Source organism: Tomitella fengzijianii (assembly GCF_007559025.1).
Lineage (GTDB): Bacteria > Actinomycetota > Actinomycetes > Mycobacteriales > Mycobacteriaceae > Tomitella > Tomitella fengzijianii.
The window spans coordinates 1,662,080-1,680,862 of sequence record NZ_CP041765.1 but is presented as its reverse complement, the minus strand read 5'-3'; the positions used below and the strand labels follow the sequence as shown (position 1 = coordinate 1,680,862).

The following is an 18,783-nucleotide window of genomic DNA, read 5'->3' as shown; positions in this document are numbered from 1 at the left end:
ACGATGAGCACCCACGACACCACGCCCGCCGCCGGCACCGGCGCGCTGGGCCACGGGCTGAAGACCCGGCACATCACGATGATGGGGCTGGGTTCGGCGATCGGCGCCGGCCTGTTCCTCGGCAGCGGAGAGGGCATCGCCAAGGCCGGACCGGCGGTCCTGCTGTCGTACGTGTTCGCCGGGGTGATCGTCGTCCTGGTGATGCGCATGCTCGGCGAGATGGGCGCGGCCAGGCCCTCCAGCGGTTCGTTCGCCGAGTACGCCCGTCTGGGCATCGGCCAGTGGGCCGGGTTCTCCATGGGCTGGCTGTACTGGGCGATGCTGATCATGGTGCTCGGCGCCGAGATCACCGGCGCCTCCGAGATCGTGCACACCTGGATACCAGGGGTCTCCCAGTGGGTGATCGCGCTGGTGTTCGTGATCTTCTTCGCCGTCGTCAACCTCAGCAAGGTGAGCAACTTCGGCGAGTTCGAGTTCTGGTTCGCGGCCCTCAAGGTCGGCGTGATCATCGCATTCCTGGTGCTGGGCGTACTGCTGGTGTTCGGCCTGCTGCCCGGCACCGATCCGGTGGGCTTCACGCACTTCCTCGGGGACGGCGGCTTCATGCCCAACGGCTGGTCCGGCGTGGCCAGCGGGCTCCTGGTGGTGGCGTTCGCCTTCGGCGGCATCGAACTGGTGGCCATTGCCTCCGCCGAGTCGGAGGATCCGGAGCGTTCCATCGGCATCGCCGTACGCAACGTCGTCTGGCGGATCGGGGCGTTCTACCTCGGTTCGATCGCCATCATGGTGCTGGTGCTGCCGTGGACCGACGGCGCACTGGCCTCCAGCCCGTTCGTCGCCGTGCTCGACGTGGCGCAGATCCCGCTGGCCTCCGGTTTCATGGAGCTCGTCGTGGTGGTGGCGCTGCTGTCCTCGTTCAACGCGCAGATCTACGGCACCGCGCGCATGGTGTTCTCGCTCGCCCGCAACGGCGAGGCCCCGCGGGTGTTCGGGTCCGTGGCCGGCAACGGTGCGCCCCGGGCCGCAGTGCTGCTGTCGGTGTTCTTCTCGTTCGTCACGGTGGTACTGAACTGGCTGCTGCCGGACAAGCTGTTGGAGATCCTGTTCAACGCCGTCGGCGCCGTGCTGCTCGTGATGTGGGCGATGATCGCGATCTCGCAGCTGCGGCTGCGGTCCCGCTTCGAGCGGGAAGGCACGCTGCGGCTGCGCATGTGGCTGCACCCGTATCTGAGCTGGTTCACCCTCGCAGGACTCGTCGCACTGGTGGTGCTGATGTGCACCGACACCACGGCCCGCAACCAGCTCATCGCCACCGCGGTGTTCTTCGCGGTGCTCGTGGCGCTTTCAGTGCTGAACTCGCGGTGGTGGCGCAAACACCCCGACGCCGTCGCCTTCCCGGACGCCGGTCCGACCGGGCCGGGCGGCGAAGCGCAACCCGACCCCGCCGTCGACGCCTACGCTGGGGAACGGTCATCCGACGCGACCTCCAGGCCCACGGAGGTCACCGTCGAGCGGCCCGATGAGACGGATCGGCTCGCCGACGGCACGGATCGGCATTGAAGCTGCACGGTTCGGCGTGGAAACCGCATGAATCGGCGTGGAAACCGCGTGGATCGACGTTGAGGCAGACGTTCCACGTCGAAACGGGACAGGAAGGGTCTGGCATGGCACACGGCATTGACGGCGACTCCCCCACCGGCGGAACCCCCGAGTACGCACCCAGCCCCGCCCGGTGGGTCCGCGATCAGGTGGAGCTCTACGAGGGGTCCGGGGGGACCGAGGGCACCGAGATGGCCGGAATGCCGGTCGTCATCGTGGACAACATCGGCGCCAGATCCGGCAAGCTCCGCAAGACCCCGGTGATGCGGGTGGAGCACGACGGGGACTACGCGGCCGTGGCGTCCAAGGGCGGCGCCCCCGAGAACCCCGTCTGGTACCGGAACCTCACCGAGAATCCGCGCGTACAGGTCCGCGACGGCCGGACCAAGGGCGCATTCGTCGCCCGCGAGGTGCACGGTGACGAGCGCGCGGCGTGGTGGGAACGCGCCGTCGCCGCCTACCCCCCTTACGCGGAGTACCAGGAGAAGACGACGCGGCTCATCCCCGTCTTCGTGCTGGAATCGGCGACAGACTGACCGGACCGCCGTACGGCGTTCAGCAGTCGGCCGGACAGTCGGCGGGCCGACGGTCGGCGGGCGGGGCACCGATCGCACTTCCGGCGTCCTGCCCGCAATCGTCGTCGTCTTCCGCTGCGCGCGCGTCGACTATGCGCGCACCGCTCATCATGCCGGACAGGCCGCGCCGGTCCCGGGTGCAGACGACCGCGACCACGGCGGCGGCTCCGATCAACACAGCGGCGATCGAGGCCCGGTCGGACCATCCCTCCGAGACCGGCGGAGCCGCCTGCACGCACTGCAGCGCGGCCCAGAGCCCGCCGACGATCCACGCGCGCCCGAAGCGCTGCACCGGGCCCAGGCCACGGCCGTCCCGACGCACGGGAACCAGCCACACCGCGCGCTGTCCCCACGACGCGCCGCCGCCCATCGCCGGCGGCAGCGCGAAGACCACCGACAAAGGCACCGCGAACTGCAACGCCCACTCGGTCCACTCGTGCGTCTCGCCAAGGTCGCGGCCCAGGCCCAGCATCACCATCCGCCAGCCGATGACGAGGACCGCGCCGGATACCAGGAAGCCGAACGCGTCGATGAGCATCCCGGCCCAGCGGCGCCGCGCCGTCACCGGCCGCGGTGTGAGCCGCCTGCGCGCGAGGTCACGACTCTGCGGCATCCACGCCAGCACCAGCGGGGCGATGAGCGCGCCCAGCAGGCCGCCGAGCGTGTTCGCGATGAGGTCGTCGACGTCCGCCACGCGGTAAGAGCAGCCGATCAGGCCCCAGATGCCCGTGTACTGCGTCGCTTCGATCGCCGCCGATACGGCGAACGCGGCCACCGTGGCGAAGACGACCCCGCGCCCGACGAAACGGCGCGTGAACAGGCCGAACGGAATGAAGAGGAGGACGTTGAAGACCACTTGCAGCACCACCCGGCTGGCCGCGGCGGCGGTGATGCCCATGCCGGCGGTCTGCGACCGGATGTCGTCGATGAACTGCAGGGGATTCAGCTGTGCCCCGGACACCCCGTGCTCCACGCACCACACGGAGAGGTCGCCGGTGGGCAGCGGCAGGAGCGTGTAGGCGACGAGCGCCACCGCGTACACGGCGAGCGCGGCGGTGCCGAGCAGGCGGGCCAGGCTCAGGGAGCCGTAGCGCCGCACCTGGACGATCAACGCCGGCACGAAGACGAGCGCGAACAGTACGACGCCGCCGATCACCCCGATGTACGCCGGCCACACCCATTGATCCACGCGGACAGTGTGCCAGGGCCCGGACGGCCGTAAACGTGCGCCGCCGAGGTGCAGACCCACAGGACGAGCGTGGCCACGGCGCGGCGGTCCGGTACCACCCGTGCACCGCCGCGCCGTGCGCCAGTCTGTCCGCCTGCCCCAGACCCAGGGCGTAGACGCCCGTCGAGAACGTCGGCGGCCACGGCGCCCGCGCGGAAACCGCCCGGCGGCGCGCCAGGTACGCGGCGGACAAGGCGATGATCGGCACCAGCAGGATGCTCGCCGCGGCGACGAGCATCCACACGGACCACTGCACCGCCCACGTTCCGTCCACCGCGGCCGCGATCACCGGGGCTGCCGCCGCCCGTCCCACCGCGGCCGCGGCCAGCCCTGCGCATCCGGCGGCGATCCACCATGCCACCGCGGGACGGAAGGCCGCTTTGCGCGTCGTCATGGACGCCACCGCTGCGACGGCGACCACCACGTACGCGGCGGTTCCTGCTGCGGCGGCGCCCAGCGCGAACCAGTCGAGCGCAGCACGCAGCCCGTCCGGAACCGCGGCGGCGACGTCGACGGCGGCGACCGCCCCGGCCAGCGGCGCCGCGGGCAGCAGGAACCAGGTCCCGTCGACGCGGCCCGGCTCCGGGAGGTGCCTGGACGCCGCCACGGCGGACCATGGCGCGAGAACGGCCATCGTCACCCAGGACAGAACGGCCACCGCCGCCGCGGGGTAGACCGCGATGCCGCCGACGCCTGCCAGGCCGCCGGCGATGACCGCGAGCCCTATCGGTATCGACAGCGCACCGAACCGCACGGCCCGCATGCCGTCACGCGGGGCGAGACGGCCGGTGAGGATCCGGGCGGCCCCCGCGACGGCGATGACGACCGCCAGGGCGACGGCAATCCACAGAAGCGGGAGCCGCAGCCAGGGAAGGCCGGCGGCGTCGGCCACGTGCGAGCCGGCGCCGGTGGCCATGACCACGCCGTACGGAAGCGCCGGGTCTGCACCCGGATCCCGACCGCGTCCCGCCTGCGGTGCCGGCGCTGCGCGCACGCGTACCGCGCGGCGTCCGGAGGTCCGCATCGTCGTCGCCTTGCTCGGCTCCGACGAACGATCAGTCCCGGGTGACCCCGTACACGCGTTCCACGTGGATGGTCAGAAGCAGACGGCGCTCGTGGATCATCGCCATGCGGAACTCGTCCCAGTCCGGATGCTCGCCCTGCAGCTTCTCGTACAGCAACGCCAGGCCGGTGACCGTCGCATCGTGCGGATCCGACGCCGGGGGGCTCAGCTCGGCGCGGCCCTCCGCGACCGCGTACGACCAGCCGTCGGACGAGCTGACGTGAAGGCTCACCCTCGGGTCGCGGCGCAGATTGGTGGTCTTGGCGCGGGTGTCCGTCACCGAGACCTCGAACATCTGCCGACCGCGTTCGAAGGAGTACATCACGTTGGAGATCTGCGGGCGGCCGTCCGTCTTGAGGGTGACGAGCGCCCCCACTCCGTGATCGGAGAACAAGGCTTCTAGATGCTGCTGGGCTCCCTCACTCATTCCACAAGGATACCGCCGAGTGTCGCGGGTCACAGCGAGTCCGGGCACCCGGCCCCGAAGACCGGGGCGCCACCGCTACCGGAGCAGCTGCTTCTTCTGAATCTTGCCCATCGCGTTGCGGGGCAGCGCATCGACCACCCGCACCTCGCGGGGGCGCTTGTGCGCCGACAACGCAGCGGAAACGGTTTCGACCACCGATGCGCCGCCGTCCGCGCGCAGCCGCTGTGCCCCCGCCCGGTCGCGCGCCACGACGAACGCGACGATCCGCTGGCCCAGGTCGTCGTCGGCCACGCCGACCACCGCGACCTCCGCGACGTCCGGGTGGGCCGCCACGGCCGTCTCCACCTCGCCCGCCCCCACCCGGTATCCGCCGGACTTGATCAGGTCTGTCGACTCCCGGCCGACGATGCGGTGGAATCCGCCGTCATCGATGCAGGCGACGTCGCCGGTGCGGAACCACCCGTCGGCAGTGAACTCCGCCGCCGTGACGTCCGGCTTGTTCAGGTAGCCGTCGAACAGCGTCGCGCCCCGCACCTGCAGCCCGCCGATCGACTCGCCGTCGTGCGGCACCGGCTCTCCGTGCTCGTCGCGCAGCCGGGTCTCGACGCCCTCGACCGGCATCCCCACCCAGCCCGGCCGCCGTTCGCCGTCAGCGCGGGTGGAGAGCGTGATGAGCGTCTCCGACATCCCGTAGCGTTCGATCGGCGCGAGGCCGGTGAGCGTGCGCAGCCGGTCGAACACAGGCACGGGCAGCGGCGCGCTTCCGGAGATCAGCAGGCGCGCATGCGCCAGTGCACGAGCCGCATCCGGCTCGGCGGCCACGCGACTCCACACCGTCGGCACTCCGAAGTACATGGTCCCGCGGTGCGCCGCGTAGCGCTCCGGCGTGGGACGCACCGTGTGGATGACGCGCCCGCCCCGGCGCAGAGGGCCGAGGATGCCGAGCACCAGTCCGTGCACGTGGAACAACGGCAGCCCGTGCACCAGGACGTCGCCGGAGGTCCACTGCCACGCCCGGGCAAGCCCGTCGAGATCGGCCGCGATGGCGCAATGGCTCAGCACGACGCCTTTGGGCGCGCCGGTGGTGCCCGACGTGTAGATGACGAGAGCGGCCGATTCCGGGGCCGGCTGCGGCAGCGAATGCCACGACCGTGCGTGCAGACGGACCGGTATGCGCGGAAGAGTCGGCGCCCCCGTCGCGACCGCCGGATCAGGGCCGTCGCCCAGCCACGCCTGCGCGCCGGAATCCCGCAGGATGTGCGCGATCTCCCCCGGCCCGAAGTCCGGCGGCACCGGCACGACGGTGACTCCGGCGATCAGGCCGCCGAGCACGGCCAGCACCGTCTGCGCGGTCGGCCGCGCGAACACTGCCACCCGCCCGGCGCCCGCGATCCGTTCGGCCGCCGCCGTCGCCGCCGCGTAGAGGTCGTGTCTGGACATCCGGACGTCGCCGATGACGAGGGTGTCGGGATCGTCTCCCCCCACGGCGGTGCCGAGGGGAAGCCAGGCGCGACGAGCCGCCCCCGATGCCCCCGGCCCGGATGCGTTCCTCCCGGGACTCCCCGCTCCGATCCCTGCCGTTGCAGCGCCGTCCCCTATCGCGTCCACAGTCGCACCGATCCTCTCGCCTCCGCGCCCGACAGCACCACGCTATCCCGTGCCCGAATACCGGGACGCGGGCATGCGCGGCCCGACTGAGACGCACGACACTCACCCGTGTCGACGATCGGCACGGGTTGCTGAACGGCATACCGCTTCACACCCGGACACGACAACGGAGCGCACCGGTGCGCGGGCTGGAGGAAATTGATGCGGCGAGTACCCGGCGAGATCCGACGGCGTTCGGAGGCCGCGATCTTCGCGTACGGCGAAGCGCGGCGGGCGTGGGGCAGGTGGGGGGACGACGACGAGAAGGGCACTCTCAACCACCTGACGCCCGAGCGCCGCGTCGCCGCCGCGGCGATGATCCGCACCGGCCAGGTGTTCCCCCTGGGGCTGCCCCTCAAGTCGGGAGTCGGCCCGCAGAACGGAATGATGGGCAGGTTCAACCCGATTCACGTCATGACGCACACGGGCAACGAATCGGCCGGCCTGCCACTCGGCGGCGGCGCGGAGCCCACCGACGACATGCTGATCATGCCGACCCAGGGGTCGACGCAGTGGGACGCGCTCTGCCACATGTACTACGGCGACATGCTCTACAACGGTGTCCCCGCGGCTTCGGTGAGCGTGCACGGTGCCGCGAAGAACGGAATCGACAAAGTGCACGGCGACTTCGTCGGGCGCGGGATCCTCCTGGATGTGGCCCGTTGGCACGGATTGGAGATTCTTCCGGCGGATCGTTCCATCAGCGCCGACGACCTCGATGCCGTCGCCGCCGCCGAAGGTGTCGAGGTGCGGCCGGGCGACATCGTCCTGATCCGCACCGGCGCGATGACCGTCGTCGACGGGGACGATTGGTCGCGGTTCGGTACGACGGCCGCGGGCCTCGACTATCGCACCGCCGAATGGTTCGAGCGCCATCGCGTGGCCGCCGTCGCCGCGGACACCCTCGCGGTCGAGGGGCCGAGCCCCCTTCCGGGTGTCGCCAGCCCGCTGCACATGGTCATGATCCGCGACATGGGCATGCATCTGGGCGAACTCTGGTGGCTCGAGGACCTCGCCGACGATTGCGCGGACGACGGCGTGTACGAGTTCTTCCTGGCAGCGCAGGCCCTGCGGATCGTGGGGGGCGCAGGCTCTCCGGTGAACCCGGTGGCCGTCAAGTGACCCTCAGATCACCGAGGCGCGGTCCAGGTCCGACACGTCCGCCCCGGCACGCTCGAGCCGGTCGAACAGCGACTGCGCGCCGTGATCGGTGGCGTACCGGAACTCGTCGTCCGAGATCGGCACCGCCTGCAGCCACGTGGTGACCTGGGCCGGCAGCCCGGCGTCGGCGTCCTCGTCCTCTTCCACCACGATCTGCAGGTCGGGCCAGATGAACGGCGGCACCAGAAGGACATGCCGCGTGGCGTGCCCGGGCGCGGAGGCCGCCACCGCGTCCGGGATCATCGCCAGCGGAGTCACGTGCAGGGAACCGCCGGCCACGGCGAATGCGCACGCGGCCAGCACGTCGGAGAATTCCCGCTGACCACTGCGTCCGACGGTGATGAGTTCACTGGCCACCCGCCTGCCCGCGTCGTCGGCGACGTTGGTCGGGAACCGCGCCATGTCGACCGTGCTGTACGAGGTGAATCCGGTACCCGGCGAGCCGTCGGCGACGAGCACCGACACCTCCTCGGGCGGCGTCCCCTCCGGCTGGTCGTCGCGAACGCCATCGCGGAACCGCACGACCTTCGCCCCGGCGGCGACCCCCTCCTGGACCCGCCGCGTGGTCTCCTGAACATCCATGGCCGCCAGCCTATGCTGCGTCGGCGAGCCGATCGGCGGCGGCGGCGATGCGGTCGTCCGACGCGGTGAGCGCCATCCGGACGTGCCGCGCGCCCCGGGGGCCGTAGAAGTCCCCGGGAGCGACGAGGATGCCCAGCGCCGCCAGCCGGTCGACGGTGTCGCGGCACGGCTCGTCCCGCGTGGCCCACAGGTACAGCCCGCCGTCGGAGTCATCGATCCGGAAGCCCGCCTTCAGCACCGCCGGACGCAGGACCGCACGGCGGCGCCGGTAACGCTCACGCTGCTCGGCCTCGTGCGCGTCGTCGGTGAGCGCGGCCACCATCGCCGCCTGCACCGGCAGCGGCAGCATGAGCCCCGCATGCTTGCGCACCTCGAGGAGCTCGCCCAGCAACGCCGGATCGCCCGCCGCGAACCCCGCGCGGTAACTGGCCAGGCTCGACGTCTTCGACAGCGAGTGGATCGCGATCAGCCCCGTCACGTCGCCGCCGTGCACCCGCTCGTCGAGGATCGACACCGCCTCCGCGTCCCAGGCCAGGCCCAGGTAGCACTCGTCGGATACGACGATGGCGCCGCGCTGACGCGCCCAGTCGACCACCTTGCGCAGGTGGTCCACGCCGAGGATCCTCCCACTGGGGTTCGCGGGCGAATTGATGAAGATCATCGTCACGGGGGCCGGGCCCAGCTGCGCGGTGCCGTCCGCGCGGACGGGGCGCGCCCCGGCAAGAAGCGCACCCACCTCGTATGTCGGGTAGGCCAACTCGGGGATGACGACCGTGTCCTGCGCCCCCAGGCCGAGGTGCGACGGCAGCGACGCGATCATCTCCTTGGTGCCGATGGCCGGGACCATGCCGAGTCGCGGCGCCCCGTGCCCGGACCCGATCCCGAAGCGCCGGCCCAGCGCCGCGAGCGCGGCCTCCTGCAGCGCGGGAGTGCCCGCCGTCGTCGGGTAGCCGGGTGCGTCCGCGACCGACGCGAGCGCCTCGCGGATCACCGGGGCGACGGGATCCACCGGGGTGCCCACGGACAGGTCCGCGATGCCGTCCGGGTGCGCCCCGGCCTCCGCCTTGGCGGCGGCGAGCGTATCCCACGGGAACCCGGGCAGCGTGCCCGTCAGCGGTGTGCGCACAGAAGAATTCCTCACATCGTGGGTGTTGACGGCACACGCGCGCCCCGCCGGCCGGCGGGGCGCGCGTGTGCCGTCAACACTCTGTCATCAGTGGAAACGGGTCATCATCGTGGACGGGTCATTCCTCGCCCATGGGCGGAAGCTTCATGATCCACTCCGGGTCGTGGTCGGTCACGCCCACCTTCGATGCGCCCCCCGGGGACCCCAACGTGTCGAAGAAGTCGACGTTGGCCGCCGTGTAGCGCTCCCACTCGTCGGGGACGTCGTCCTCGTAGAAGATCGCCTCCACCGGACACACCGGCTCACACGCTCCGCAGTCGACGCATTCATCGGGCTGGATGTACAGCATGCGTTTGCCCTCGTAGATACAGTCCACGGGGCATTCCTCGACGCACGCACGATCCAACACATCGACACATGGTTCTGCGATCACGTAGGTCACTGCCGTGAGCCCTCCCTTTCATCGAGCGGCCGCCGCAGAAGCGTGGGCGACCACCGTCGATTATGACGCCGTCGCGTCCGGCGCCGCCGCTCAGGGTGCACTCACGGTCACCGGGGAGTCCACGGGCGCGTACAGCGTGGTCCGCTGCCGCGCCGGCCTGCCGATGCCCGCAGCCATGTCATGCAACTCGGCCACGGATTTCTCCGACCCGTTCGTGGAGCCCGCCATGCGCGAGATCGTCTCTTCCATCAGCGTGCCGCCCAGGTCGTTGGCCCCGCCCTGCAGCATCGCCTGCGTGCCCTCGACGCCGAGCTTGACCCAGCTGGTCTGGATGTTGGCGATCCGGCCGTGCAGCATGATCCGGGCCAACGCGTGCGCCGCCCTGTTCTCACGCATGGTGGGCCCCGGCCGCGACGCGCCCGCCAGGTAGAGCGGCGACGACTGGTGCACGAACGGCAGCAGCACGAACTCGGTGAAACCGCCGGTGCGGTCCTGGATCCCCCGGATCACCTCCAGGTGCCCCACCCAATGGTGCGGGGCGTCCACGTGGCCGTACATCATCGTCGAGCTCGACGGCAGACCCACCTCGTGCGCGGTCGTGATCACGTCCACCCACTCCGCGGTGGGCAGCTTGCCCTTGGTCAGCACCCAGCGCACCTCGTCGTCGAGGATCTCCGCGGCGGTGCCCGGGATGGTGTCGAGCCCCGCCTCCTTGAGCGCGGTCAGCCATTCGCGCACGCTCTCGCCCCCGCGTGACGCGCCGTTGACGATCTCCATCGGGCTGAACGCGTGCACGTGCATCGACGGGACGCGTGCCTTGACCGCGCGCACCAGGTCGGCGTAGCCGGTGACGGGCAGCTCCGGGTCGATGCCGCCCTGCATGCACACCTCGGTGGCGCCCGCGACGTGCGCCTCCCACGCGCGGTCCGCCACCTCCCGCGCCGACAACGTGAACGCGTCCGCGTCCCCCTTGCGCTGCGCGAAGGCGCAGAAGCGGCAGCCCGTGTAGCAGATGTTGGTGAAGTTGATGTTCCGGTTGACGATGTAGGTGACGTCGTCGCCGACCACGTCGCGGCGCAGCGAATCCGCCAGCGACACCACGGCTTCCAGGCCGGCGCCATCCGCCTCCGCGAGCGCCACGTACTCCTCGCGGCTGCATCCCGCCGGGTCCGCCTCAGCGTGCCGCAGCGCCGCGAGGACCTCCGAATCCAGCCGCTCAGGCGCGCCGTCGCGCTGATGTTCGATGGCCAGGACCTGCTCGCGCACGGTGTCCCAGTCGCCGAACGCGCTGCCGAGGTCGCTGCGCGTCTCACTACGCCGGCCCTCGACGTCGATAGCGGTCTCCAGGTCCACCCGGCCGCTCGATTCCCACTGCGGGTCCGGCTCCTGCCAGGGCAGCCCCCGCGGCGACGCGTCCGTACTGGCGAGGCCCGTCGCCGGATCCGCAAGCGCGGCCACGTGCGCGGCGATCCGCGGGTCGATCCACGGCTGGCCGGCGGCGATGTACTTCGGCTGCGCGGCCAGCCGCTCCCCCAATTCGAAGCCCCCCGCCGCGGTGATCCCGGCGAGCGATGCGATCTCCGGCCACGGCCGCTCCGGATTGACGTGGTCGGGCGTGAGCGGCGAGACCCCTCCCCAGTCGTCCACGCCCGCCTCGAGGAGCATGGCGCATTCCTCCGGCGAGACGAGGTTCGGCGGCGCCTGGATCCGCATGGACGGCCCCATCACGAGCCGGGTGACGGCGATGGCGGCACGGTAGGTCTCGATGTCCGCGTCGGCGGCCAGCCGCATGGCGGTGTCGCCCTTGGCCCGGAAATTCTGGACGATCACCTCCTGGATGTGCCCGAAAGCCTTGTGCAGGCGGCGGAGTTCGTGGACTGACTCCGCGCGTTCGCGTACGTCCTCGCCGATCCCGACGAGGATGCCCGTGGTGAACGGGATCGTCAGCCGCCCCGCGTCGGTGAGCGTCCGGACCCGCACTGCCGGATCCTTGTCCGGGCTGCCGTAATGCGCCTCGCCCTGGTCGGTGAACAACCGCTCGGAGGTGGTCTCGAGCATCATGCCCATCGAGGGCGCGACCGGCTTGAGCCGCGACAGTTCCGCCCAGGACATCACCCCGGGATTCAGGTGCGGAAGCAGCCCGGTCTCCTCCAGCACCCGGATCGACATGGCACGGACGTAGTCCAGCGTGGATTCGTAGCCGCGCTCCTCCAGCCAGGTGCGCGCCTCGGGCCAGCGGTCCTCGGGCCTGTCGCCCAGCGTGAACAGCGCCTCCTTGCAGCCGAGCGCCGCGCCCTCGCGCGCGATCTGCAGCACCTCGTCCGGCTCCAGGAACGCGCCCTGGCCCGCCGCGCGCAGCTTTCCCGGCACGGTGACGAAGGTGCAGTAGTGGCAGCGGTCCCGGCACAACCGGGTGAGCGGGATGAACACCTTGCGGGAGTAGGTGATGATGCCGCGCCCGTCGGCCCCGATGCGGCCCTCGGCGCGCAGGCCTGCGTCGCGCACCCGCGCCGCCGCCGCGCAGAGCCGGTCGAGATCCGCGCCGCGCGCACCCAGAAGAACGGCGGATTCCGCGACGTTCAGCGCCACGCCGTCGTCGGCGCGCCGCAGCGCCCGTCTCATCGCCGCCGGCGACGGCGGGGCCGCGGGAGTCGTCGGATGGGAAAGCGGTGTGCTCGTTCGATCGCCGGAACCGGTGGAAGTCACTCCCCGATGATGCTCCATCGGCCGCGGCACACGCCAACGCCCTCCCACCATGCCGTCCCGCCACGGCTTCCCCGCACGCGCGCCGTGCGCGGTATCGCCGGCGGGCACATGATGGAGGTATGCCTGACGAGAACGCACGTCCCGACTACGACGAGGATCTCGGCGGCGACCCCGCCTGCTGGCTCAACCGGGTCTGCCCCGAATGCGGGCTGTTCATCGAGGACCGTTCAGCCGTGGCCTGCCCGCGCTGTGAGAGCGCCCTCCCCTCGGATTGATCCCCCGCGCCCCGCGCAGGTCACCCCGCGCAGCTCACCCCGCGCAGCTCACCGGCCCGCGGCACCCTTTGCGAAGGACCGCGCGAGCGCGCGGTTGCCCAGATGGATGCCGGCCGGGACGAGGCCGACGAACAGCAGCAGCAACGCGCGCCAGTCCGACGGCAGCACGCCGTCACCGCCCGGACCACCCGCCGCGGCCAGCAGGTACACCACCAGCCACCCGATCAGCGGCGTCGCGATAAGCAAGGTCCGGTCGGTGAACCGCGCGGCGAGCATGACCAGCCCCAGGTTCGCGAATGCGGCACCGAGGATCACCAACGGCACCGGCACGCTCCCCACCCACAGCGGGAGGAAGAACACCGAGATCAGGCCCACCGCCAGCCCGTCGGCCAACAGCAGGACGGCCAGCGCCGCGCGGCCCCACGACGAATCGATCGGGTCCTCCGGGCGCACCGGAACGGCGGCCGGAGCGCTCATACGCCGACGATCCCCGCGAGGATCGACATGACGCGCTCGAGCATCGGCAGCTCGTGCGCCTGGCTCTGCGCCAGATTGAGGATGGACCCCGTGTACGACCCGTGCAGTTGCTCGGGCGATATGAAGGGCGGCACCAGGTCCAGCGACGTGGCCGTGTGCATCGGATACCTCCGGTTCTCGACTGTTCCCATCGTCCGTGAAGGCCCCGAACCCCCGTACCGGCCCCGACCGGCCCGAAACGCCTCCCCGACCCACGTGACCTCACATGCTAGCGGCTTCGGCCGGCGCGCGCCTCAAGCGGACTCCGCGCCGCCCGCACCCGGCCCGGCCCGCCGGCAACGGGTTCAGGAGCCGGCGTCGACACCCGCCAGCAGGTCGGTTTCGCGCCCCGCCCGCCCCGACCGGCCCGCGCCGCCGCGCGCCAGGATGAAGAACTCGCGTGCGACGACGGGCTGCGCGATGTCGTTGGACAGCGCGTACGCCCGCCCGCCGTCCGCCACCTGCACCTGGGTCGCATGGGCGGACAGCGCCGCCCGCTTGGCTTCGAGGTACCCCGAAATGTCCACCTCGGCGGTGACCGAAGACGCCGGGACCGCGGGCAGCGCGCCCGCCTGCGGCACCGACCAGGTTCCGGGCACCGGGCCCAGGTCCGCGAGCCCGGCTGCGACGGCCTCGTCCTCGGACACCGTCCAATACACCTTGGCGGTGTCCCAGCTTTCGCGTGCACGTTCCACCGCCGCCATCGTGACCGTGTGCGCGCGGATGTGGTCCGGGTGCCCGTAGCCGCCGTCCGGGCCGTAGGTGATCACCACGTGCGGACGCAGTTCGGCGATCACGGCGGCCAGCTCCCCCACCGTCTCCGACTCGTCTGCGCGGACGAAGGCCCGCGGATGCTCCGCCGCCGGCGTGCCGGCCATGCCGGAGTCACGCCACCGGCCCGCACCGCCGAGGAACCGGTGGCCCGGGCCGCCCAACGCCGCCAGCGCCGCGGAGAGCTCCATGATCCGGTAGCCGCCCAGCTGATCCGACTCCTCCGCCACGAGCTGCGCCCACTCGTCGCCGATCACCTCGCCCTGCTCGCCCAGCGTGCAGGTGACGATGGTGACCTCGGCTCCCTCCTCGAGGTAGCGGGCGATCGTGCCGCCGGTGGTGATCGTCTCGTCGTCGGGATGCGCATGCACCAGCAGCATCCGCTGGCCGGCGTGCACACCTGCCGCGGACCCGCCGTCTTCGCCGTCGGTCATCGCGTCCTCCCATCGCACTTCGCGGTCGCCGACCGGGGCCGTGGCACTTCGCACCGCTCCTCTTCGGGCCGCCTCACTTCGGGGGCGTCGTCGTCGTGGGGTGCTCCGGCTCTGCCCGCCCCGGCGTGCGATGCCAGCCGGCGGCGTTGACGAACAGCGCCGAGGCCAGCAGCCCATCCCCCAGCATGGTGCCCTCGATCGCGCTCGTCGAGCCCACCACGCCGGTGTCCTGCATGATCGGCAGTACCGTGGCCAACGACCACGCGGCCGGGTCGACCTCCTCGACGAGCCGGTCATCGTCGATCTCGCCTTGCAGTGCGCGGGCGATCACCGGCTGCAGCTCCTCGTCGCAGACCCCGCCGATATTGCTCGGCGCCGCCTGCGGCTGCGCGAAGTTCTTGCGCGCCGGGTCGCCGGGTGCGAGCGGCGGCACCGGTCGGGGAGCCGGCGTGGCGGTCCCGGTGGGCGCCGCAGGCGAAGCGGTGGGTGCAGCCGAGGCGGAGGCCGCGGGGGGTGCGGTGGGCTCCACCGTCTTCGGGGCGGCCGGCGCTTCCGCGGGCGGCACGGGGGCGTGGACGGACACCGCCGACCCGTCGCAGCCGTACCGCGCGGCGACCCGCGCCGCCAGGTCGACGTCCACGTCCTCCCACCCGACGACGGCGTCGACGGCGCCGGTGGTCAGCGCGTCGCCGTACAGCGTCTCCGGGTCGATCTCCGCGACCGACGCGTCCACCCCGGCGGCGGTCCACACGTCGGCGACCGTGCTGGCGACCTCCGATGCCTTGGTGTCGCCGCGGGGAACGCCGATCTTGATCTGCAGCACAGGATCGTCCGAGGTTTCGCCGTCGGGCGCGGCGAGCCCGTAACCGGCGGCCCGCAGGATGTCCTGGGCGGCCTCGCGCGGCATCCGCGGCGGTGCCGTGACGCGGTACGCGGGGTCCGAAGGCACCGCCGTGGCGGAACCGACCCACCGGGCCCCGGCCTCGCTGTCCGCCCCGATCAACGCCAGCCGCTGCGGGTCCAGCAGGTCCAGCAACGCCCGACGCAGCTGCACGTCCCGCAGGTGCGGCGCGCGGGCGTTGAGCGTCAGCGACAGCGAGCGGGCACGGTCCGCGCGCCGTGCCTGCACGCCGCCGACGGCCGACAACTGGCTCAGCGCGGCCTCACCGGCCCGTACGTCGAACACCTGCACGTCGCCGCCGCGGAGCGCCTCGGACAACTGCGCGGTGCTGCCGGCCCGGCGGATCACCACGCGGTCGGGCGTGGCAGGGGGCCCCCAGAAGCGGTCGTTGCGCTCCAGCAGGATCTGGCCGCGGCCCCTGTCCACCGTGGAGACCTTGAAGCGCGAACCGGACACGGGTACGCCGTCGTCGAGCCCCGTCTCGAAACCGCCCGGCATGTCCTTGAGCAGGTGTGCCGGGACGAGTGCGCGGAACAGGTCGCGCCAGGAATCGTAGGGCCGCGCGAACACCACCTGCACCGTCTTGCCGCCGCCGCCGACGGCGCGGATGTCGGTGATCTGCCGGTAACCCGACGGCGCGACCGCCCCCGGCGCGGTCACCATCTGCTGCCACAGGTACTGGAAGTCTTCGACCGCGATGGGCGCGCTGTCGGACCATTGCGCCTCGGTGCTCAGCCGGTACTCCACGGTGAACGGATCCTGGTTCACCACCACGGCCGCATCGAGCACCGAGGAATCCGGCTGCAACGTCAGCCTGGCGGGGTCCTCGGGGTCCGGCGCAAGTCGGAACATGCTCGGCAGCACCAGGTCCGCGACAGCATCGGTGGCCGGCGACTGGTCCGCCAGCAGGTGCGGATTGAATCCGTGACCGATCCCGTCCATGGCGACGGTGACGGAAAGCTCCGTGGTCTGGATGGGGGCGGGCACGGTCTCGCTGGGGCTCTCCACCGCCGGGTCCGGCGACGCGGTGCAGCCCGCCAGCAGCGATACCGAAGCGGCCAGCGCCACGGCGCCCACCGTGCCGCGACGCCTGACCCCGGCGCCGTCCACAGCGCGCCGCCGTGGCGCACGTGACGACCCGTCGCGGTGCGTTCCGCCACCTACCGACAACTCCACTCCCCTCGGTCCGCTCCGCCCGCCGCCCGACGGGGGACCGCTCAGCCGGCCGCCTTGTCCCGCGCCTTGTTGCGCGAACGCTGCCGGGCGCGGTCGGTGCCGCTCAGGACGACCTTACGCACCCGGGTGATCTCGGGCGTGACCTCGACGCACTCGTCCGTGGCGCAGAACTCCATCGCAGCCTCGAGATCGAGGGTGATGGGGCGCGCCAGCGTCTCCGTCGAATCCGCGCTGGCCGCGCGCATGTTGGTCAGCTTCTTCTCTTTGGTGACGTTGATGTCGAGATCCTCGGCGCGCGGGTTGATGCCGACGACCATGCCCTCGTAGGCGTCGGTCCCCGGCTCGACGAAGAACGTGCCGCGGTCCGCCAGCTGGATCATCGCGTACGGGGTGACCTGTCCCGCGCGATCCGAGACCAGCGAGCCGGTGTGCCGGGCGCGGATCTCGCCCGCCCACGGCCCGTACCCCGCGAACACCGCGTTGGCGATGCCCGCTCCGCGGGTCTCGGTGAGGAAGTCGTTGCGGAATCCGATCAGGCCGCGCGACGGCACATGGAACTGGATGCGGATCCACCCGGAGCCGTTGTTGCTCATCTCCTCCATGCGGCCCTTGCGCGCCGCGAGCAGCTGCGTGATGGCGCCCATGTGCTCCTCGGGGCTGTCCACGGTGAGATCCTCGAACGGCTCGTGCAGCTTGCCGTCGACCTGCTTGGTGACCACCTGCGGCTTGCCCACGGTCAGTTCGAAGCCCTCGCGGCGCATCTGCTCCACCAGCACCGCCAGCGCGAGCTCGCCGCGGCCCTGCACCTCCCAGGCGTCCGGACGTCCGATGTCGAGGACACGCAGCGAGACGTTGCCGATCAGCTCCTGGTCCAGGCGCGACTTGACCATGCGCGCGGTGAGCTTGTGGCCCTGCACGCGGCCGGCCAGCGGCGAGGTATTGGTGCCGATCGTCACCGAGATGGCCGGCTCGTCGATCTCGATGCGGGGCAGCGCCACCGGCTCGTCCACGTCGGCGAGGGTGTCGCCGATCATGATCTCCGCGATGCCCGCCACCGCGCAGATGTCGCCGGCCTCCACGTACTCGGCGGGCTCGCGCTCGACGCCCACCGTCCGCAGCAGCTCGGTGATCTTCACGGTCTTCACGCCGCCGTCGTGCATCCAGGCCACCTGCTGACCCTTGCGCAGCGTGCCCTGGTGGACGCGCACCAGCGCCAGCCGGCCCAGGAAGGCCGACGCGTCGAGGTTGGTCACGTGCGCCTGCAGCGTGCCCTCCGGGTCGCCCTTGGGCGCGGGCACCTGGTTCAGCAGCAGATCGAAGAGCTCGTCGAGGTTCTCGGCATCCGGCGCGTGGCCGTCGGCGGGGCGCACGGACGACGCCCTGCCCTCCCTGCCGGACGCGTAGAGCACCGGCATCTCCAGCGCCAGCTCGGCCGCCGCGGCCGACTCGTCGGGAAGGTCCGCGGCAAGATCCAGCAGCAGGTCGTGCGACTGCTCGACCACCTCGGCGATGCGCGCATCCGGCCGGTCGGTCTTGTTGACGACGAGGATCACCGGCAGTTCCGCGGCCAGGGCCTTGCGCAGGACGAAGCGCGTCTGCGGCAGCGGCCCCTCGGCGGCGTCGACCAGCAGGACCACTGCGTCGACCATCGACAGGCCGCGCTCGACCTCGCCGCCGAAGTCGGCGTGCCCGGGGGTGTCGATGACGTTGATGATCGTCATCGTGCCGTCCTCGTGGTGACGGTGGACGGCCGTGTTCTTGGCGAGAATGGTGATGCCCTTCTCGCGCTCGAGGTCGCCCGAGTCCATGACCCGGTCTATCGGCTCCGCGCGCTCCGCGAACGCCCCGGACTGACGCAGCATCGCGTCGACGAGGGTGGTCTTGCCGTGGTCGACGTGCGCGACGATGGCGACATTGCGGAAATCGGTGCGGGGCGTGCTCACGCGGGGCGTACTCCTGGCTTATCGGTCGGGCCGGATGTGCTGAACGGTCCGGGATGGGTGTGCGTTTCGGCGGCGGCGCCGCCTGCCCGCCGCCGGGGGTCCGGCGGCAAGGGCCGCTGCGTTGTCGGAGGCGTGTCGAGGCATCTTTCGGCGCCTGCGGAGCCACACAACCTGAGTCAGAGTACTCGGCCGACGGTTGATTTCCGAGACG

Annotated in this window: 17 protein-coding genes; 5 read left to right on the top strand and 12 right to left on the bottom strand. The window is 71.6% G+C overall.

The window, feature by feature from the left end; all coding sequences use genetic code 11:
* Positions 1-3: 3 nt before the first annotated feature.
* Positions 4-1,560 (top strand): amino acid permease, encoded by a 1,557-nt coding sequence (locus tag FO059_RS07655; protein ID WP_143907717.1) that lies wholly within the window; start codon positions 4-6, stop codon positions 1,558-1,560.
* Between the two features lie 104 nt (positions 1,561-1,664).
* Positions 1,665-2,135, top strand: a complete 471-nt coding sequence (locus FO059_RS07650; protein WP_143907715.1) for a nitroreductase family deazaflavin-dependent oxidoreductase — start codon at positions 1,665-1,667, stop codon at positions 2,133-2,135.
* A gap of 19 nt (positions 2,136-2,154) precedes the next feature.
* Here the strand turns inward: FO059_RS07650 and FO059_RS07645 are convergent, their stop codons facing one another.
* Positions 2,155-3,363 (bottom strand): VanZ family protein, encoded by a 1,209-nt coding sequence (locus tag FO059_RS07645; protein ID WP_168226593.1) that lies wholly within the window; start codon positions 3,361-3,363, stop codon positions 2,155-2,157.
* A gap of 236 nt (positions 3,364-3,599) precedes the next feature.
* Between FO059_RS07645 and FO059_RS07640 the strand changes: the two genes are divergently transcribed.
* Positions 3,600-4,076, top strand: coding sequence for a hypothetical protein (locus FO059_RS07640; protein ID WP_143907711.1), 477 nt, complete (start codon positions 3,600-3,602; stop codon positions 4,074-4,076).
* Between the two features lie 381 nt (positions 4,077-4,457).
* On the opposite strand, the gene FO059_RS07635 is transcribed toward FO059_RS07640, so the two are convergent.
* Both FO059_RS07635 and FO059_RS07630 read right to left on the bottom strand, forming a co-directional pair.
* Positions 4,458-4,892 carry a PPOX class F420-dependent oxidoreductase gene (locus tag FO059_RS07635; protein WP_143907709.1) on the bottom strand — a complete coding sequence of 145 codons (435 nt, stop codon included), beginning with the start codon at positions 4,890-4,892 and terminating at the stop codon, positions 4,458-4,460.
* Positions 4,893-4,967: 75 nt separating this feature from the next.
* Positions 4,968-6,377, bottom strand: a complete 1,410-nt coding sequence (locus tag FO059_RS07630) for an acyl-CoA synthetase (protein WP_248475075.1) — start codon at positions 6,375-6,377, stop codon at positions 4,968-4,970.
* A 324-nt stretch (positions 6,378-6,701) separates the two neighbouring features.
* Here FO059_RS07630 and FO059_RS07625 point away from each other — a divergent pair, with 324 nt between their 5' ends.
* A complete protein-coding gene (locus tag FO059_RS07625; RefSeq protein WP_143907707.1) occupies positions 6,702-7,661 on the top strand; it encodes a cyclase family protein in 960 nt (319 codons plus the stop codon).
* A gap of 3 nt (positions 7,662-7,664) precedes the next feature.
* Here the strand turns inward: FO059_RS07625 and FO059_RS07620 are convergent, their stop codons facing one another.
* The 4 genes from FO059_RS07620 to FO059_RS07605 form a co-directional block, all read right to left on the bottom strand.
* Positions 7,665-8,282, bottom strand: coding sequence for a suppressor of fused domain protein (locus tag FO059_RS07620; protein ID WP_143907705.1), 618 nt, complete (start codon positions 8,280-8,282; stop codon positions 7,665-7,667).
* 10 nt (positions 8,283-8,292) lie between these two features.
* A complete protein-coding gene (dapC, locus tag FO059_RS07615; RefSeq protein WP_235671130.1) occupies positions 8,293-9,408 on the bottom strand; it encodes a succinyldiaminopimelate transaminase in 1,116 nt (371 codons plus the stop codon).
* 118 nt (positions 9,409-9,526) lie between these two features.
* Positions 9,527-9,850 carry a ferredoxin gene (gene fdxA, locus FO059_RS07610; RefSeq protein WP_143907703.1) on the bottom strand — a complete coding sequence of 108 codons (324 nt, stop codon included), beginning with the start codon at positions 9,848-9,850 and terminating at the stop codon, positions 9,527-9,529.
* Positions 9,851-9,940: 90 nt separating this feature from the next.
* Positions 9,941-12,574: a bifunctional FO biosynthesis protein CofGH gene (locus FO059_RS07605; protein WP_143910549.1), complete on the bottom strand. Its 2,634-nt coding sequence runs from the start codon at positions 12,572-12,574 to the stop codon at positions 9,941-9,943.
* A gap of 101 nt (positions 12,575-12,675) precedes the next feature.
* Here FO059_RS07605 and FO059_RS18340 point away from each other — a divergent pair, with 101 nt between their 5' ends.
* The gene (locus tag FO059_RS18340) at positions 12,676-12,831 is read left to right on the top strand and encodes a hypothetical protein (RefSeq protein ID WP_168226592.1); all 156 of its coding nucleotides are present in this window, start codon (positions 12,676-12,678) and stop codon (positions 12,829-12,831) included.
* A 48-nt stretch (positions 12,832-12,879) separates the two neighbouring features.
* Here FO059_RS18340 and FO059_RS07600 read toward each other — a convergent pair whose 3' ends face one another.
* From FO059_RS07600 to typA, 5 genes are all read right to left on the bottom strand, one after another.
* The gene (locus FO059_RS07600) at positions 12,880-13,308 is read right to left on the bottom strand and encodes a hypothetical protein (RefSeq protein WP_143907701.1); all 429 of its coding nucleotides are present in this window, start codon (positions 13,306-13,308) and stop codon (positions 12,880-12,882) included.
* A complete protein-coding gene (locus tag FO059_RS18335; protein WP_168226591.1) occupies positions 13,305-13,469 on the bottom strand; it encodes a hypothetical protein in 165 nt (54 codons plus the stop codon). The genes FO059_RS07600 and FO059_RS18335 overlap by 4 nt, the downstream gene beginning before the upstream one ends.
* Positions 13,470-13,652: 183 nt before the next feature.
* Positions 13,653-14,552, bottom strand: a complete 900-nt coding sequence (gene mshB, locus FO059_RS07595) for an N-acetyl-1-D-myo-inositol-2-amino-2-deoxy-alpha-D-glucopyranoside deacetylase (protein WP_235671128.1) — start codon at positions 14,550-14,552, stop codon at positions 13,653-13,655.
* Positions 14,553-14,625: 73 nt separating this feature from the next.
* On the bottom strand, positions 14,626-16,521 hold the full coding sequence (locus FO059_RS07590; RefSeq protein ID WP_210416613.1) for an ABC transporter family substrate-binding protein: 1,896 nt from the start codon (positions 16,519-16,521) through the stop codon (positions 14,626-14,628).
* Between the two features lie 149 nt (positions 16,522-16,670).
* A complete protein-coding gene (typA, locus tag FO059_RS07585; protein WP_143907699.1) occupies positions 16,671-18,572 on the bottom strand; it encodes a translational GTPase TypA in 1,902 nt (633 codons plus the stop codon).
* Positions 18,573-18,783 lie beyond the last annotated feature (211 nt).

What these genes read in the sequence shown, in the direction of transcription:
- FO059_RS07655 (WP_143907717.1), top strand. Translation starts at nt 4, where the DNA reads ATGAGCACCCACGACACCACGCCCGCCGCCGGCACCGGCGCGCTGGGC.
- FO059_RS07650 (WP_143907715.1), top strand. Translation starts at nt 1,665, where the DNA reads ATGGCACACGGCATTGACGGCGACTCCCCCACCGGCGGAACCCCCGAG.
- FO059_RS07640 (WP_143907711.1), top strand. Translation starts at nt 3,600, where the DNA reads ATGATCGGCACCAGCAGGATGCTCGCCGCGGCGACGAGCATCCACACG.
- FO059_RS07635 (WP_143907709.1), bottom strand. Translation starts at nt 4,892, where the DNA reads ATGAGTGAGGGAGCCCAGCAGCATCTAGAAGCCTTGTTCTCCGATCAC.
- FO059_RS07625 (WP_143907707.1), top strand. Translation starts at nt 6,702, where the DNA reads ATGCGGCGAGTACCCGGCGAGATCCGACGGCGTTCGGAGGCCGCGATC.
- FO059_RS07620 (WP_143907705.1), bottom strand. Translation starts at nt 8,282, where the DNA reads ATGGATGTTCAGGAGACCACGCGGCGGGTCCAGGAGGGGGTCGCCGCC.
- FO059_RS07605 (WP_143910549.1), bottom strand. Translation starts at nt 12,574, where the DNA reads ATGGAGCATCATCGGGGAGTGACTTCCACCGGTTCCGGCGATCGAACG.
- FO059_RS18340 (WP_168226592.1), top strand. Translation starts at nt 12,676, where the DNA reads ATGCCTGACGAGAACGCACGTCCCGACTACGACGAGGATCTCGGCGGC.
- FO059_RS07600 (WP_143907701.1), bottom strand. Translation starts at nt 13,308, where the DNA reads ATGAGCGCTCCGGCCGCCGTTCCGGTGCGCCCGGAGGACCCGATCGAT.
- FO059_RS18335 (WP_168226591.1), bottom strand. Translation starts at nt 13,469, where the DNA reads ATGCACACGGCCACGTCGCTGGACCTGGTGCCGCCCTTCATATCGCCC.
- mshB (WP_235671128.1), bottom strand. Translation starts at nt 14,552, where the DNA reads ATGACCGACGGCGAAGACGGCGGGTCCGCGGCAGGTGTGCACGCCGGC.